Genomic DNA, 15,138 nt, shown 5'->3' on the forward strand with positions numbered 1-15,138 from the left:
CTGGCTAATGCGCAAAACAAGGGAACTGGCCATCAAAGAAGCACTACCGGAAACTGCACTAACCGGATCAGAGCTGATGAAACAGGAACAAGGAGTATTGCAGCGTTTTTATCTAGTGCTGCCAGCCGATCAACAACAAGTGTTCCGGCTTAGTTATTTTAAGGGATTATCCATCACAACGATAGCGCGCTTGCTGGCATTGCCGGAAGCGCAAGTAAATGACATCCTGGGAGATGCGATGAAATCTTTCAGACAATTCTTAAAAGACAGTTGGAACTAAAATTTTACATAGAAAGCGGTATTATCGAGTCCTACGTGCTAGGCCTTGCTTCTGATACAGAAGTAGAAGAGCTGCAGCATATGAGGAGACTTTATCCGGAACTGGATACAGAAGTGGAATTCGTGGAGCGCCGCCTGGAAAGAGCTGCATTTGATGAGCCTGCTATGCCGCCTGCAGAAGTGCGCGACCGCGTACTGCAAAAGGTCCGCTGGGAATCGGGAAGCGCCTATGCAGATCCTTCCTCCAACTATACTTTTATTAACATTCAACCAAAAGACGGGAATCATATTACCGTTCATCGCTGGTGGAAGATATTCTTCATTATCTTCTTCATCATGTCCAAAGTATTTCTTTTTCTGGCGATCTTCTATTATCTCAAATACCGTATGTCGCAGGAACAACATGGTGATAATCTCCGGCACCAAATCAGGCAGGAACAAACACAAAATGTAATCGTGTAATTTTCTGGCAGGAAAATCGTTATTTAAAATATTTTGTCAATTTAAGAATCCGTCATATCCGGGTTTAACGTATCTATTAACATTGCATTTATTGCTTATATTTTCTAATCTGATAGTTTGAATATTAATGATTATATAGAAAGTGGCATTATTGAGCGTTACCTGCTCGGCCTCACTTCTCCTGACCAGGAGGAGGAATTACTTCGCCTGCGCCAGATTTATCCATTACTGGAACTGGAAATAACAGCAGCAGAGCTCCGGTTCGAGGACAAGTTGCTGGAAGATGGTGTAGAGCCTCCATGTGAACTGAGAAATGCTGTAATACGACGCGTCAGAACGGATAACGGCTCCACGAACCGAAGCTGGGGCAACTATAACAGCCATGAACATACGAATCCCGGACCTACCTATATACACCTTCAACCTTTTTGGAATCGCCGCATTTTTGTGAGCATCTGGTGGCGTTGTGCTTTTATTGCCCTCGCTGTGCTGACCATGGCGCTCGCCGCCAGCACCTGGCACTTCTATCATCGCGCAGCGCAGCTTGAAGAGGTGCTCATAAAGCTCAAAACCCCACTGGTAAACACTCCTGCACCGTCCGCCCGTTAAGGGATTACTTTCATTTGGTACGTTTCTTGTAAATGCTGAACTTGCCGCCGTATTCGTGCTGTTATAAAACCTTATTTGATAACTGCGTGTTGAATACGATGGCATTTAAACACACAAACTAATTTCCCATGAAAAAATTTTCATTTGCAGCATTACTGATGGCTATAGTGGCCGTTTTTGCATCTTCCTGCTCCCCAAAACAAGGTGTTACGCAAGACATTAATAAAAGCGCAGTAAAAGGTAACTGGGTTTTAACCGATATTAAATATGAAGGTATCCCCGATAACGCCAAAGTAACCGTATTCGATGAAGCGAACGCCAAATGCTTTATTGGTAGCCAATGGATACTTCCTGATAACTGGGCTGGTGGTTCTTACACCCTGTCTTCTACAGATGGTGGTTGCAGTGCCGTTACACAAAACATTGCCTGGACATTAACAAAATCAGGCGGCGTTACCATGTTCGGCTTCAAAAAGCTGTACAGTGGCGATAAAGCTAAAAATGTAACAGAAGGCTACAGAGTAGAAGTAACCGGTGCCGGTAGCACTATGACCTGGAGAGCCAATGTAAACTTCGAAAACAAAAACGCAGCGATTATCTACACATTGCAGCGCAAATAATAAAATAGCTATTAGCCATTAGCTGTTAGTTTTTAGAAATGCAGCGGAGCAATCAGGTACAGCAATTTGCCTGGTTGCTCCGCTGCATTTTTTTCTAACAGCTAATGGCTAACAGCTAACAGCTAAAAAATAGTATATTTAGTATGCAATAATTAAGCACCAGAATTATGAGCACGCATTCCCAAATTCAGTTCCTGGCGCATGCCAGTTTCCAGATCACCACCCCTGAAGGCCACGTTATTTTAATAGATCCCTGGTACACCAATAACCCTGCGATGCCTGCCGATCTTAAAATTCCGGAAAAAATAGATCTGATCTTAATTACCCATGGGCATCGTGATCACCTGGATAGCAAAATGGTAGACATCATCCGTACAAAATCACCGAAGGTAATTGCCAACCCCATCGTGCGTTTTTATTTGCAGGAACAGGGCGTGCCGGAGCATGTATTTGAACAGATGAATGCAGGCGGTACGGTGAATATCCTGGATATGAAAGTAACGATGACCAATGCTTTTCATTTTGCACATATCAACCTGCCGGATGGAAAAATCGGGTATCCACATGCCAGCAACGGTTTCATTGTATGGATGAGCGATGATGTATCTGTTTATTATTCCGGCGATACCGGCGTGTTTTCCGACATGGAATTAATAGGCGAAATTTATGAACCGGATATTGCTATCCTCCCTATTGGCGACCGTTTCACCATGGGCCCTTTGGAGGCAGCTTTCGCCATCCGCCTGCTGAAAGTGAAGCATGTAATTCCTTGTCACTATGGAAGTATGCCTACACTCAGCGGTACGCCGGAAAAGCTGGCAGCTCTGACAGAAGACGTAGAACGGTTGGAAATTCATGTGTTAAAACCAGGAGAAACATTAGATACCAATATCATAAAATCACGATACCGATAGCGACAAAATGTAGAAGAATACGTAAATCCCAATTCATGTTGCCCCTTAGTACCGCACGTCTATTCATCTATCCATGCCGTTTGCCCCTGCTCACGGAAATATATCTGCGGCATCCTCATGCCCGGGAGGCATTGCAGGCCACCATACCGGAAGAGTGGCCACAGCAGGACCTGAAAGAACAATTGCCCCACTTTATTGAGTTGTTACAACATGACCCCAAATCATTTCCCTGGATGTTGTGGATCATTGTGGCCAAAGCCGAAAAGGTGGTGATAGGAGATGCGGGGTTTAAAGGCCGTCCGGATAAAAATGGGGTGATAGAAATTGGCTATTCCATGCTGCCTGCTTACCGGCGGCGGGGATATATGAAGGAGGCTGTATCCGCGCTGGTAGCATGGGCCTTCCAGCAACCACATGTAAAAAAGCTGATCGCTGAATGTGATGTTACCAACACTGCCTCCATGAGCGTATTGCAGCACCTGGGTATGCAGGAATTAGCATCTTCCGGAGAAATGCTGCATTGGCACTTGCTGAATAAATAGCGTAGATACGTAACCGTTATTCCGTCATGTTTTGCTTCGCAAAACGGATAAAGAGCTGGCAAAGTTTGTCCTGCAGGCCCTGCAGATACGTGAAATGCAGCTTTCTTACCAACTTGAAATTTTTCACCGGTAAAATTGTGAACTCTCCCAGCTCCAGTTCGCGCTGCACTGCATGCAAGGATACGAAGGCAGCGCAGGGCGAATGGTGCAGGTATGATTTGATACTTTCTGTGCTACCCATGTACATGGCCACATTCAGGTCTGTAATCTTTAATTTCAGGCGTTTCAATTCTTCCGTAATTACTTCCAGCGTACCTGAACCATGTTCCCGCATTAACAGCGGAATGGTTTTCAGATCGGCCGCAGTCAGCGGTTCTCCGGTACCATACTGGTGTTTTACATTGCCAACCAGCACAATTTCATCTTTTGCAAACTCCACATATTTCAGCAATGGATTTTTGGAACTGCCTTCAATAATGCCCAGCTGTATGGTTTTTTCGAACAGAGCTTGTTCTATTTGCTCTGTGTTACCATTTGTCAGGGATGTTTTTACATCCGGGTAACGCTGGTTGAATTTAGCCAGTAAAGGCGGTATCAGGTATTGTGCAATGGTAGTACTGGCGCCTATCGGCAACAGCCCACCCTGCATATGTTTCAGCTGATTTACATCGTATTCCAGGTTGCGGTAATCGGTGAAAATAATTTCTGCATGATGCATCACCAGTAAGCCGGCACGGGTTAATTTTATTTTGTTGCCTATTCTTTCAAACATAGCCATCCCCAATTGCTGCTCCAGTTCATGTATATGCTTGGTTACAGCAGGTTGTGAAATGTATAACTCCTCTGCAGCTTTGGTGAAGCTAAGGCGTTTGGCGACGGTATGAAATACCCTGAGTCTGAAATCGAACATGCAATAAAAATACAAAATAACCTTACAACTCAGGCGGCGTAAAGCCAAAGTGTTTATAAATAGCCTGTCCCTGTGCCCCAAGGAGAAAGTTCATGAAATCCTTTGCAGCTTCCGGATGTGGGGCGCTTTTCAGGATACCGGCCCAATAGGAAGCGCGGATGTTGTCTTTTTCCGGTATGGTTACCAGCTCCACAGGATGATCAATCATTTGCTGATAGTAAGCTTCCGTAAACCATACGGGGCTGGCATCTGCCTGTTTGTATAAAATGCGCAAAGGTGTTTCCCGGTGATGAATTTTTGTGAGATAGGTGCTGCCTTTTGCTACCTTATCTTTCATGATGGATTGTTGCAACGCAGTACCACCCGCTTTTACATAAGCTTCTTCTATCCGCTTTCCGATGCCTTCCCAGGCGGGGTTGGGCATGCTTACCCTTACATCTTTACGGGCCAGGTCGGCGAGACCGGTCACTTTTTTAGGATTGCCTTTGGGCACCATAATGGCCAGGGTATTGCCTGCATAATTTTTTATCAGGGAGAAGCTATCCTGCAACTGATCTATGCGGCTTTTGCCCGCGGTATAAATATCCGGTTTGATGGCAATACGGAGATTACCCATTACCAATGATCCACTGAGGATCTGCTGTGCCAGGATACCTGGCGGCAATGTTTCTGCAAATACTCGCTGATACTGTGGATATGTCTTCTTAAAATCAGTGATCAGGGAATCGATGACCATAAACTGGTTGCCTGCGAAGAAGATGACCAGCTGCGGATCGACAATGTCGCCGTATAAATCAGGAACGTTATCGATGCCGGGTACGGTAAAGGCTACACCTGCTGCCGGCGGCGTGTTCCAGGGCGGATCGAAACGATGATCCTGGGCATGCAGCGCCCCTGCCAATAGTAAAGTCACCATTAGCGTTGCTATAAAATATTTCATGTCGTTTTCGTTTATGGGTGTACGTAAGACCAGCCTTCTGCTTGTTTGATGATCAATTCACCGTTACCGCTGGGAGTGTAACTGATGAAGGGAAACAATTCTTCTTTGGCGATCTTTCTTTCCCGCATGGTATTTTCACATTCTACCAGCAGTACGCCTTTGGCCTGTAATTCCTGTAGCAGGGCTTCATAGGGTTGGTCTTTTTTGTAGGCGGTAACGCCTGCGCCATGTGCCACTAATTCAATCGTCACTTTGTTTTGCAAACGCGGATCTTCCAGTGCATTTTTAATGTTGCGCAGGGTGTTACGAATCACTTTATCGTCGTCGCTATTGAGCTGGTAAATAGCCTTGTACTTTGTCTTGCGCTGACTCATGGCATATTGGGTACCCAACAGGCTAAAGAGACAGAGGAGGAGCATTACTTTCTTCATGGTTCTTCTATTGTTTAACGATTAATGTTGCATGGGTTTAAATGGTCCGTATTTGTGCTGTTGCTCGGAATACGCGTCGGCATAGGGTCCGAAAGGGAAGTCGATCGGTTTCTGTTTTATATTCTGCCAGTCGGCCGATTGATCTTTATGCGGTCTGGGTTGTGAATTAATGAATGCCGCCACATCCCACGCCTCTTCATCGGTAAGACGGGTATTGTTGTAATCTACACCAAAAGGCATATTGTATTTCACGTAGCCGGCAAAGCTGGAAAGACGGAACAGTCCTGCGCCATCGTTGTAGCTGTTTGGCCCCCATAGCGGCGGAAAGGTATATGTGATTTCATCCGGTGTTTTCACACCTGCTCCGTCGGCGCCATGGCAGGTTTGGCATTGCTGCTGGTATACCTGTGCACCTTTTTTAGGATCTGCCGGCCGCGATAGGAAAGCGATTTTTTGAATACCGCTGCCATCTGGTTTTGCATGTGGCATCACTTCGCTGCCCAGCCATTCAATATAGGCTTTTAAGGCCACCATTTCTTTGCTGTTGCTGTCTGGTGCAACGCCGTTTAAACTGCGTTCAAAACAGTCGCTGATGCGTTTATGGAGTGTTTCCGTGCTGTTGGACCTGGCCCTGAATTTAGGGTAGGAAGCGGCGGTAAAACTATAGTTATTACCAAATGGTTTGGTGCCTGCCTGCAAATGACAGTTCTGGCAGTTCATACCATTGGTCATGGGCCGTACACTGCCTTTAGGCCCCAGGTACCTGGCGGTTTCACTCACCAGTGCCTGCCCGTAAAGGATAGCAGCGCCTTTTTCCCCCGTGGGAATAGTGGTCACCGCAGGCGGGCGCCATAAAGGTGTTGCCGCTGCCAGCGCAGCAGGCGCCTTTGGAATATCCGGGTGAGTCAGATGTCGCGTGCAAAGCAAAACGGTTTCAATACCAAGCAGCATCACTAACATTAACAGGCAAGCGAATGATCCGGTGAGGATTCGCTTATAACGTTGAATTTTGTTGGTTTCCATTAAAATTACAGGTTGGTGGATTACGATACAAAAGTAGCGTGGCACCAAAACGAAGTCAAATAACTAATAACTATCAGTAATAACCATAAGTTATTGACAACAAGTGATTAAATAGCTAAGCGCTCAAAATAGAGAAAATGTTTTTGAATCGAAACGGGGGTGTTATCAGTGGTAAAATAGGTGTATAAGTATCGTGTACATAGGAGGTGTTTTGGTGTTAATCGTTTTAGGTAAATACGGCAGTTAGCTAGTTATCAGTTATTCCGCCGGCTGCATGTTGTTCTCCGGGGGCGCACCGGTAGGGCGATAGCTGGTTTAATTAAAAGAGGATGTATCATACGATACATCCTCCGGAAAATAAATTATGTCGCTTCAGTTCAGAGGAGGAGCTTATGCTTTCTTCTTTCCTGCGTTTTTGTTATTTGATTTGTAGCGCATGTCAGGAGTACCATCTTTTTTTGCGGGTCCTGCGGTAGCTGGAGTGGCGGTTGTTTTGTTTTCTTTATAGCGTTTATCTGGCGTACCGTCTTTCTTTGTTTTAGCGGCGGTCGTAGCAGGTGTTGCTGCTGCTGCCGGTGCTGCTGCGGCTTTCTTTTCAGTTTTTACTGCTGTCTGCTCTGTTTTGGCTTTAGTGGATTTTACTTCTTTTTTTGCGGTGGCAGGTGTTTGCGCCATTGTTACGGTTAAACCCATAAACATGGCCAACAATCCGGTAAGGAGCTTTTTCATATCAATATGTTTTACGAAAATTTAAGCCTTTTTCTTCATTGCTGTATCCGCTACCAGCCATTTTAAGCAATATTTAATAATTAGTTTTTCTCTACCCACATGCCGTTTTCGCGGATCAGATTAATCAGTTCATTAACAGCTACATCGCTATTCAGGCCGCGTTTCACGATTTCTTTGCCACGGTAAAGGGTAATTTTACCTACGCCGCTGCCTACGTAGCCAAAGTCGGCATCGGCCATTTCGCCGGGACCATTGACGATACAGCCCATGATGGCAATTTTCACGCCTTTCAGGTGATGGGTCACTGCACGAATCCTGGCGGTAGTTTCCTGTAAATCAAACAGGGTACGGCCGCAGGAAGGACAGGAAATATATTCTGTTTTGGAAATACGGGTACGGGTGGCCTGCAAAATACCAAATGCTACGTTGTTCAGGGTGAGCAGTGCAGGTTGATCATCTGCATTACTTAACCATACACCATCTCCAAAACCATCTAAGAACAAGGCTCCGGCTTCTGTGGCATGGTGGATCAGGTGTTCATCTGCCGAAGGCTGATGACTGATACTATGGATGATTACAGGAACGTGGATATTTTTATCGAGTAAGGTGATGAACAGGCGCCTGATAGCAGCCATGGCATTGCTGCCGGTGGCAGTAGCTACGAGTACCGTGCTGGCAGCAACGGTGGCATTGGCCAGTTGCAACAGCAGCTGTTCATGATCTTCCGTATCCAGATGATTACCATCAAACTGTACGAAGTTGATATGCCCGATTTCCTGCTGCTGGCAGGCGGTTACATAATGACGGGCATCAAAATAAGGCACCAGTTCCTGCTTATTGGTAAGACTTTGCCAGTATTCAGCATCTATCACTACCCGCAAAGTGCCGGGCAATCCAAAAGAAGGCAGTTGTTTACCAGTGTAGATATAATCTGCCGCGGCATCACCGATATTCCATTTATCGCTTGGTTCATCGTACTGGTAGCCGATTGGGGCCAGGTCTGCCGCTTGTAAATGTTCTTTTTTGCTATAATCTGCTACTACCACGGGTACGTGCTTCTCTCCGATATTTTCCACGGAAGTAGTTTCCCGGCGCTGGTAAGTGAAAGGAGAGTAGGGAACGGTGGTTACCGGTGGAATAGTCGTATAGTCGTTTCTGTTAGTATATCTCTTCACAATATCCTTACATACCGGTAGCTCAAATTCGGGATCTTCTGTCAGCGATACGCGAATCGTATCACCCACACCATCTTCCAGCAAAGTGCCGATACCGATCGCCGATTTAATACGGCCATCTTCGCCATCGCCGGCTTCCGTTACGCCCAGGTGCAGTGGATAGCAGTGGCCCAGTTCCTGCTGCATGGTTTGCACCAGCAAGCGGTAAGCCTGTACCATCACCTGTGGGTTACTGGCTTTCATGCTCAGTACAATATTGCGGTAATCCAGGTGTTCTGCAATACGCAAAAATTCCATGGCACTTTCCACCATGCCCATGGGAGTATCGCCGTAACGGCTCATAATGCGGTCGCTCAGCGAGCCATGGTTGGTACCTATGCGCATGGCAGTACCGTATTCCTTACAGATCTTCACCAGTGGAGAAAAACGTTCGCGGATGCGGTCTATTTCTTCCAGGTATTCACTGTCGCTATAATCTATCTGTTCAAATTTCTTCTTATCTACATAATTCCCCGGGTTCACACGTACTTTTTCTACGATGCGGGCGGCTATTTCTGCTGCATTGGGGGTAAAATGGATATCTGCTACCAGCGGCACGTTATAGCCGCGTTTGTGCAATTCATTTTTGATTACCAGCAGGTTATCCGCTTCCTTTTTACTGGGAGCGGTAATACGCACCAGTTCTGCACCTGCTTCAATACAACGGATCGTTTGCGCCACCGTAGCGGCGGTGTCCATGGTATCGGTAGTCGTCATTGTCTGGATGCGGATCGGGTTAAAATTTCCGATAAGAAGATCTCCCACCTTTACTTCCAGTGTGGCCAATCGCTTGTATTCTGTCAGAGAGTCGCAATAAAGTTGCATACGTTTGTTTTGTTTTCCTGCGGAAGCAAAGTTAACTAAACCTGCTTAGTAAAAATCAAAAATAAGGGTCACCTTAAAGCTACATTAAATTCCACGAACGGCAGGTGCAGGGCGACATAAATAGGGGATAAAGCCGTAAATTTGGGCCTCCTTATGTTAGTGAATAAGAGCATAGATATACCATACCAGCAACTGCCATTCAAAGGGCAGTTTAATATTGCACCATTGGGCATGTTCCGCAATGAACTGACCGACCAGCCTCACCGCCATGATCACTTTCAAATAATCTGGTTTACCAAGGGAAAAGGCAGGCACATGGTGGATTTCGTGTGGTATGATGTGGAAGATAATATGATTTTTCTGTTAAGACCCGGACAGGTACACCAGTTGGACTGTGAGCGGGAGGGTTACTTCCTGTATTTTACAGAACAATTTTACTTCACTAACAAACACGATAAGGAAACACTCTACGACTTTACGACGCTTTTCGATAACTGGCACGGATACGGCCCCATCAGGATCAGCGACAATACCACCGCATCTTTGCAGGGATTGATAGAACTGATGAGCAGGGAAAAAAACTTTGCGCCCAACTGCAGCCAGGGCATTGTGAAACATTACCTGAACGCCTTCCTGTTGCTGGCAGAAAGGGAAAAGAAACGCAATGCCACAGAAACCATGATGCCTGTTACCCACGATGCCCGGGTAGTACAGCTCCGGCGCCTGCTGGAGCAGCACTACCACTGCGAACATCAGGTAGCTTTTTATGCTTCCGCCTTTGCCCTTACCCCCAAAAGACTCAACGAAATCACAAAAGATACCACCGGTCGCACCGTAACCGAGCTACTGCACGACCGGATTGTGCTCGAGTCAAAACGCAATCTCGCATTTAGTCACAAAAGTGTCAAGGAGATATGCTATGAGCTTGGATTCGAAGACCCTGCCTACTTTAGCCGCTTTTTTAAAAATAATACGGGCATTTCTCCCCAGGATTTCCGCGACATGATGTTCAAATAGTCCAAGTCAATAGCTGAATTGTCCTAACACCCGCCGAATACCCCGGTTTATCTTTGCATGCTTATTAGCCAGCCTTCTTATCAACGGCTTTTTTTAGACGCTATAGATTAAAATATGAACATCTGGAAACCGCTTTGCCTGCTGGTCATCACAGCAGGTTGCAGTGCAGCGGCTGTGATGGGTCAAACCCGCCCGCTCACCTTGCAGGAAGCACTACAAACCGGACTGAAAAATTATCAGTCCATCAAGGCAAAGGAAAATTATGCTAAAGCAGCTACAGAAAATATCAGTGCAGTAAAGAGAGAATACCTACCTGATCTGAATCTTTCCGCTCAAAATAGCTACGGTACTGTGAATGGAGAAAACGGTCCTATGTGGGGATACAAAGGATGGACCACCGGCGCATCCGGACCGGCCATGCCTTCACAAAACTGGAATGCCGCCTTTGGCGGATTATACCTGGCTAATATCAGCTGGGATGTGGTCACATTTGGCCGGCAACATGCCAAAGTATTGGCTGCTAAAGAACAGCTGAATACCAACCGCGCCGACCTGGATCAGGAAACATTTGAACAACAGGTACGCATTGCCGGCGCCTATCTCAATCTGCTGGCAGCACAACGTTTAAGAGGTTCTATGGAATCCAATCTGAAACGTGCACAGGACCTGCAGCATATTATCGTATCGCGCGCATTGAACGGCCTCACTGCCGGAGTAGATAGCTCCATTGCCAACGCAGAAGTATCCAAAGCCAAGCTTACACTGGTGGATGCCGTGAATTATGAAAATGCACAGAGCAATAAACTGTCGGAAATGATGGATGTACCAGCACAAGACTTTACCCTGGACACTACCTTCGTTACCAAAATACCGAATCAACTGCTGGAAACTGTGTCTGCACAGGATTCCATGTCGCTGAAAGAACAGCCACTGCTGAAATTATTCAGCTCCCGTGTTACGCTGAGTGAAGCCAATCAACAACTGATCAGCAAAAACGCTATGCCCCGCCTTTCCTTTATGGGCGTGATGCAAACGCGTGGTTCCGGTTTTGACTACGACTACAGCGCCGCGAACCTGAGTCACTATAGCCAGGGATACTGGTCAGGCGTAAAACCGCAGGTGTCCAACTATCTCGTAGGGCTCAATCTTTCCTGGACAGTAACAGATCTGTGGCGCACCCACTCGCAGGTAGCCCGTCAACACTATACCACAGAGGGATTGAAAAATGAATATAATCAAACCTACAGCCGCCTGCAACATCAGCTGCAGCTGTCGGAACAACAAATAGATAATGCCGTGAAGAAATACCGGGAAGCGCCTATTGGTCTGAAAGCAGCCAGCGACGCATTTCTGCAGAAGAGTACCCTGTATGAAAACGGATTATCCAATATCGCCGACCTGGCCCAGGCACTGTATAATATTAACCGTGCGGAAACAGACAGAGATATTGCCTACAACGGCGTATGGCAGGCGATACTCTATAAATCCGCTACCGTAGGAGATTTACAGCTGTTTTTAAGCCAGCTGCAATAGTTAGCTGTTAGCTATTAGCTTTTAGATTAGAGCGACTAGCTCATAAGTTATCCGCTCTAATCTAAAAGCTAAAAGCTAACTGCTAAAAGCTCCATAGAAACATTCAATTTTTGAACGAACTTATATGAACCTGATTAGAACCGCATTACAAAAACCAATAGCCATCATCGTAGTTGTGATGGGCCTTTTGTTTTTTGGTATTAAATCTACGCGGGATATTAAGATAGATATCTTCCCTGACCTCAATCTGCCGGCTATTTACGTATCACAGCCTTACGGCGGTATGTCGCCGCAACAGATGGAAGGTTTTATTGCTACCAACTATCAAAACCTCTTCCTGTATGTAACAGGTGTAAAGGATATTGAAGCTAAAAATATTCAGGGCCTCACCATGATTAAGATCTCTTTTTATGAAGGGACCAACATGGCGCAAGCCGCGGCAGAAGTAACCGCCATGGCCAATCGTGCATTTTCTTCCATGCCGTCCGGTACACAGCCGCCTTTTATTATTCGTTTCGATGCCAGCACCTTGCCCATCGGGCAGCTGGCGCTGAGTAGTCCTACCCGTTCCAATAACGAACTGCAGGATCTGGCTATGACCATAGTACGCCCGTCTTTTAGCCGTATTGCCGGTCTTACTTCACCTGCACCTTTTGGTGGTAACTCCCGCACCATCGTGATCCACGTAGATCCGGAACAAATGCGCAGTCACCATCTCACGGCAGATCAGGTAGTAGCTGCCATCAAAGATAATAACCAGATTTCTCCGGCAGGTAACGTACGTATTGGTGACATCACTTATCTCACCCCCGCTAACACGGTGATACGCACAGTAAAGGAATTTGAAAATATTCCATTGGTCATGGGAGATGGACCTACCGTGTTTGTAAGAGATGTCGCTAAAGTAGAAGATGCAGCAGATGTGACCAGCAGCTACGCCGTGATCAATGGTAAACGTTCCGTTTATCTGCCTATCATTAAAACAGCAGATGCGTCTACCTGGACGGTAGTTAATAATTTGAAAGAAGCCTTGCCTAAGATCCAGAAGTTATTACCGGAAGATGTGAAAGTATCTTTTGTATTTGACCAGAGTGTATATGTGATCAATGCGGTGAAAAGTCTCGTGAGTGAAGGGGTGATCGGCGCTGTGCTGACCGCCCTGATGGTGCTGTTGTTCCTGGGTGATCGCCGGAGTGCTTACATCGTTATCATCACTATTCCGGTGTCTATCATCATCGGTGTGATGCTGCTGAAACTCTTTGGGCAAACCATCAACATCATGACGCTGAGTGGACTGGCACTGGCCATTGGTATCCTGGTAGATGAGTCGACCGTTACGATTGAAAATATTCACCAGCACCTGGAAATGGGCAAGCCCAAAGCCCAGGCGGTATGGCATGCCTGTCAGGAAATTGCATTCCCGAAATTACTGATCCTGCTGTGTATCCTCGCGGTATTTGCACCATCCTTTACAATGGCCGGTGTACCCCGCGCGATGTTCATGCCCCTGTCGCTGGCCATCGGATTTTCCATGATTGCATCTTACCTGCTGTCACAAACACTGGTACCCATTCTGGCGAACTGGATGTTGAAGGAAGAAAAATTCCAGCATCATAGTCGTCCACATGTACACAGCAATAATGCGCATAAAACAGCCGGATATATAGAAACAGAAATAGCGGATGAAAAGCAACATGCGAAAACTATCTCCGGCTTCGACCGGTTTAAGCTCCGCTTTATCGGATGGCTGGAAACATTACTTAAAAGACGGAAACTGGTCATAGGCGCGTACTTCCTGGGTATTCTGGGAATAGTAGCCTTATGTATGAGTATTATAGGCCGTGATATATTACCTAAACTGAATAACGGGCAGTTCCAGTTGCGCCTGAAAGAGCCAACTGGTACCCGCCTGGAACGGACGGAAACCATGCTAATTAAATCAACGGAGATTCTGAAGGAGATGGTCGGTGCTAAAAACATCGACATCACTTCCTCCTTTATCGGCACACATCCGTCGTCCTATTCTACCAACCCTATTTACCTGTTCATGGCTACACCGAATGAGGCCGTACTACAGGTAAATCTGAAAGAAGATTACAAAGTGAATATGGACGAGTTCAAGGAGAAACTGCGTAAGCGTATCCATGAACAAATGCCGGAAGTGAAGATGAGCTTTGAGCCGATTGACCTCACTGATAAGGTGATGAGCCAGGGAGCCGCAACCCCTATTGAAATTGCGGTGATGGGTAAAAACCTGAAAGAAAGCGTACCGTTTGCAAAGAAGGTAATGGCCGAAATGAAGAAGATCCCCTACCTGCGGGATGTACAAATCAATCAGCCCATGGACTATCCGGCTATCCGTATTAACATCGACCGGGAAAGAGCGGGACAGCTGGGTGTAAGCGTAACAGATATCGCCAAGTCGCTCACTGCATCTACGTCTTCCAGTCGCTTTACAGAAAAGAACAATTGGCTGGATGAGCGAAATGCCACTTCTTATTTTGTACAGATATCTGTACCCGAAAATGAAATGAGCAGCATCAACGATATGGCCGCCATTCCGGTGAGCAAAGATAAATCACGCCCTTCGTTGGGAGATGTGGCCACCTTAACACCAGACACAATTGTAGGAGAGTATGATCGTATTGGCGCGGTAAGAATTGTGTCTATCGGCGCTAATATTTATAAGAAAGACCTGGGCACAGCTTCTGCAGACGTAGCGGCGGCTATTAAACGTGCCGGCGAGCCCCCACGCGGTATCACCGTAGAAAATCGCGGTTTGATGAACCTGTTGGGAGAAACACTGGATAGTTTACAATCCGGTCTGGCGGTAGCGATCGTGGTGATCCTGCTGTTGCTGGCGGCTAACTTCCAGTCGTTCAAAGTGGCGCTGGTGGTGATTTCTACCATTCCGGCCGTATTAGCGGGTTCGCTGATTATGTTATTGATAACCGGGTCTACGCTTAACCTGCAATCGTACATGGGTATTATCATGTCGGTGGGGGTGTCGGTAGCCAATGCTATTTTGCTCATTACGAATGCGGAAAAATTGCGGCTGGAAAATCATGATGCCCGGAGATCGGCACTGGA

The 15,138-nt window shown here is 46.5% G+C and carries 15 protein-coding genes; 9 read left to right on the plus strand and 6 right to left on the minus strand.

Features of this window, described 5'->3' with window-relative positions; translation table 11 throughout:
• The 6 genes from VIP81_RS13560 to VIP81_RS13585 all read left to right on the plus strand — a co-directional run.
• Positions 1 to 280, plus strand: a 280-nt coding sequence (locus VIP81_RS13560; RefSeq protein ID WP_331961366.1) for an RNA polymerase sigma factor, incomplete at its 5' end; no start/stop codon positions are given.
• 80 nt (positions 281 to 360) lie between these two features.
• Entirely contained in the window at positions 361 to 741 is a 381-nt protein-coding gene (locus tag VIP81_RS13565; RefSeq protein WP_331961369.1) for a hypothetical protein, read from the plus strand.
• A gap of 117 nt (positions 742 to 858) precedes the next feature.
• Positions 859 to 1,350 carry a hypothetical protein gene (locus tag VIP81_RS13570; protein ID WP_331961372.1) on the plus strand — a complete coding sequence of 164 codons (492 nt, stop codon included), beginning with the start codon at positions 859 to 861 and terminating at the stop codon, positions 1,348 to 1,350.
• A 128-nt stretch (positions 1,351 to 1,478) separates the two neighbouring features.
• A complete protein-coding gene (locus tag VIP81_RS13575; protein ID WP_331961375.1) occupies positions 1,479 to 1,970 on the plus strand; it encodes a hypothetical protein in 492 nt (163 codons plus the stop codon).
• A 167-nt stretch (positions 1,971 to 2,137) separates the two neighbouring features.
• On the plus strand, positions 2,138 to 2,884 hold the full coding sequence (locus VIP81_RS13580) for a metal-dependent hydrolase (protein ID WP_331961378.1): 747 nt from the start codon (positions 2,138 to 2,140) through the stop codon (positions 2,882 to 2,884).
• 35 nt (positions 2,885 to 2,919) lie between these two features.
• Positions 2,920 to 3,426: a GNAT family N-acetyltransferase gene (locus tag VIP81_RS13585; RefSeq protein WP_331961381.1), complete on the plus strand. Its 507-nt coding sequence runs from the start codon at positions 2,920 to 2,922 to the stop codon at positions 3,424 to 3,426.
• 16 nt (positions 3,427 to 3,442) lie between these two features.
• Here VIP81_RS13585 and VIP81_RS13590 read toward each other — a convergent pair whose 3' ends face one another.
• The 6 genes from VIP81_RS13590 to ispG all read right to left on the minus strand — a co-directional run bounded on the left by VIP81_RS13590 (position 3,443) and on the right by ispG (position 9,498).
• Positions 3,443 to 4,336 (minus strand): LysR substrate-binding domain-containing protein, encoded by an 894-nt coding sequence (locus tag VIP81_RS13590; protein ID WP_331961384.1) that lies wholly within the window; start codon positions 4,334 to 4,336, stop codon positions 3,443 to 3,445.
• Positions 4,337 to 4,358: 22 nt separating this feature from the next.
• A complete protein-coding gene (locus VIP81_RS13595) occupies positions 4,359 to 5,276 on the minus strand; it encodes a substrate-binding domain-containing protein (RefSeq protein ID WP_331961387.1) in 918 nt (305 codons plus the stop codon).
• Positions 5,277 to 5,287: 11 nt separating this feature from the next.
• Positions 5,288 to 5,707, minus strand: a complete 420-nt coding sequence (locus VIP81_RS13600) for a DsrE family protein (RefSeq protein ID WP_331961390.1) — start codon at positions 5,705 to 5,707, stop codon at positions 5,288 to 5,290.
• Between the two features lie 21 nt (positions 5,708 to 5,728).
• Positions 5,729 to 6,730, minus strand: coding sequence for a c-type cytochrome (locus tag VIP81_RS13605; RefSeq protein WP_331961392.1), 1,002 nt, complete (start codon positions 6,728 to 6,730; stop codon positions 5,729 to 5,731).
• A 390-nt stretch (positions 6,731 to 7,120) separates the two neighbouring features.
• Complete coding sequence (locus VIP81_RS13610; RefSeq protein ID WP_331961395.1) at positions 7,121 to 7,459, minus strand: hypothetical protein; 339 nt, start codon at positions 7,457 to 7,459, stop codon at positions 7,121 to 7,123.
• An 80-nt stretch (positions 7,460 to 7,539) separates the two neighbouring features.
• Positions 7,540 to 9,498 (minus strand): (E)-4-hydroxy-3-methylbut-2-enyl-diphosphate synthase, encoded by a 1,959-nt coding sequence (gene ispG, locus VIP81_RS13615; RefSeq protein WP_331961398.1) that lies wholly within the window; start codon positions 9,496 to 9,498, stop codon positions 7,540 to 7,542.
• A gap of 153 nt (positions 9,499 to 9,651) precedes the next feature.
• On the opposite strand from ispG, the gene VIP81_RS13620 reads away from it, so the two are divergent.
• From VIP81_RS13620 to VIP81_RS13630, 3 genes are all read left to right on the plus strand, one after another.
• Entirely contained in the window at positions 9,652 to 10,515 is an 864-nt protein-coding gene (locus tag VIP81_RS13620; RefSeq protein ID WP_331961401.1) for a helix-turn-helix domain-containing protein, read from the plus strand.
• A gap of 114 nt (positions 10,516 to 10,629) precedes the next feature.
• Entirely contained in the window at positions 10,630 to 12,048 is a 1,419-nt protein-coding gene (locus tag VIP81_RS13625) for a TolC family protein (protein ID WP_331961404.1), read from the plus strand.
• A gap of 124 nt (positions 12,049 to 12,172) precedes the next feature.
• Positions 12,173 to 15,138 (plus strand): efflux RND transporter permease subunit (locus tag VIP81_RS13630; RefSeq protein ID WP_331961407.1); only part of this gene is annotated, 2,966 nt, incomplete at its 3' end.

The sequence above is a fragment of the Chitinophaga sp. genome, from assembly GCF_036566945.1.
Classification (GTDB): Bacteria; Bacteroidota; Bacteroidia; order Chitinophagales; family Chitinophagaceae; genus Chitinophaga.

Excerpts from the sequence above, each read along its gene's own strand:
- VIP81_RS13565 (WP_331961369.1), top strand. The coding sequence starts at position 361 with ATGAGGAGACTTTATCCGGAACTGGATACAGAAGTGGAATTCGTGGAG.
- VIP81_RS13575 (WP_331961375.1), top strand. The coding sequence starts at position 1,479 with ATGAAAAAATTTTCATTTGCAGCATTACTGATGGCTATAGTGGCCGTT.
- VIP81_RS13580 (WP_331961378.1), top strand. The coding sequence starts at position 2,138 with ATGAGCACGCATTCCCAAATTCAGTTCCTGGCGCATGCCAGTTTCCAG.
- VIP81_RS13585 (WP_331961381.1), top strand. The coding sequence starts at position 2,920 with ATGTTGCCCCTTAGTACCGCACGTCTATTCATCTATCCATGCCGTTTG.
- VIP81_RS13590 (WP_331961384.1), bottom strand. The coding sequence starts at position 4,336 with ATGTTCGATTTCAGACTCAGGGTATTTCATACCGTCGCCAAACGCCTT.
- VIP81_RS13595 (WP_331961387.1), bottom strand. The coding sequence starts at position 5,276 with ATGAAATATTTTATAGCAACGCTAATGGTGACTTTACTATTGGCAGGG.
- VIP81_RS13600 (WP_331961390.1), bottom strand. The coding sequence starts at position 5,707 with ATGAAGAAAGTAATGCTCCTCCTCTGTCTCTTTAGCCTGTTGGGTACC.
- VIP81_RS13605 (WP_331961392.1), bottom strand. The coding sequence starts at position 6,730 with ATGGAAACCAACAAAATTCAACGTTATAAGCGAATCCTCACCGGATCA.
- VIP81_RS13610 (WP_331961395.1), bottom strand. The coding sequence starts at position 7,459 with ATGAAAAAGCTCCTTACCGGATTGTTGGCCATGTTTATGGGTTTAACC.
- ispG (WP_331961398.1), bottom strand. The coding sequence starts at position 9,498 with ATGCAACTTTATTGCGACTCTCTGACAGAATACAAGCGATTGGCCACA.
- VIP81_RS13620 (WP_331961401.1), top strand. The coding sequence starts at position 9,652 with ATGTTAGTGAATAAGAGCATAGATATACCATACCAGCAACTGCCATTC.
- VIP81_RS13625 (WP_331961404.1), top strand. The coding sequence starts at position 10,630 with ATGAACATCTGGAAACCGCTTTGCCTGCTGGTCATCACAGCAGGTTGC.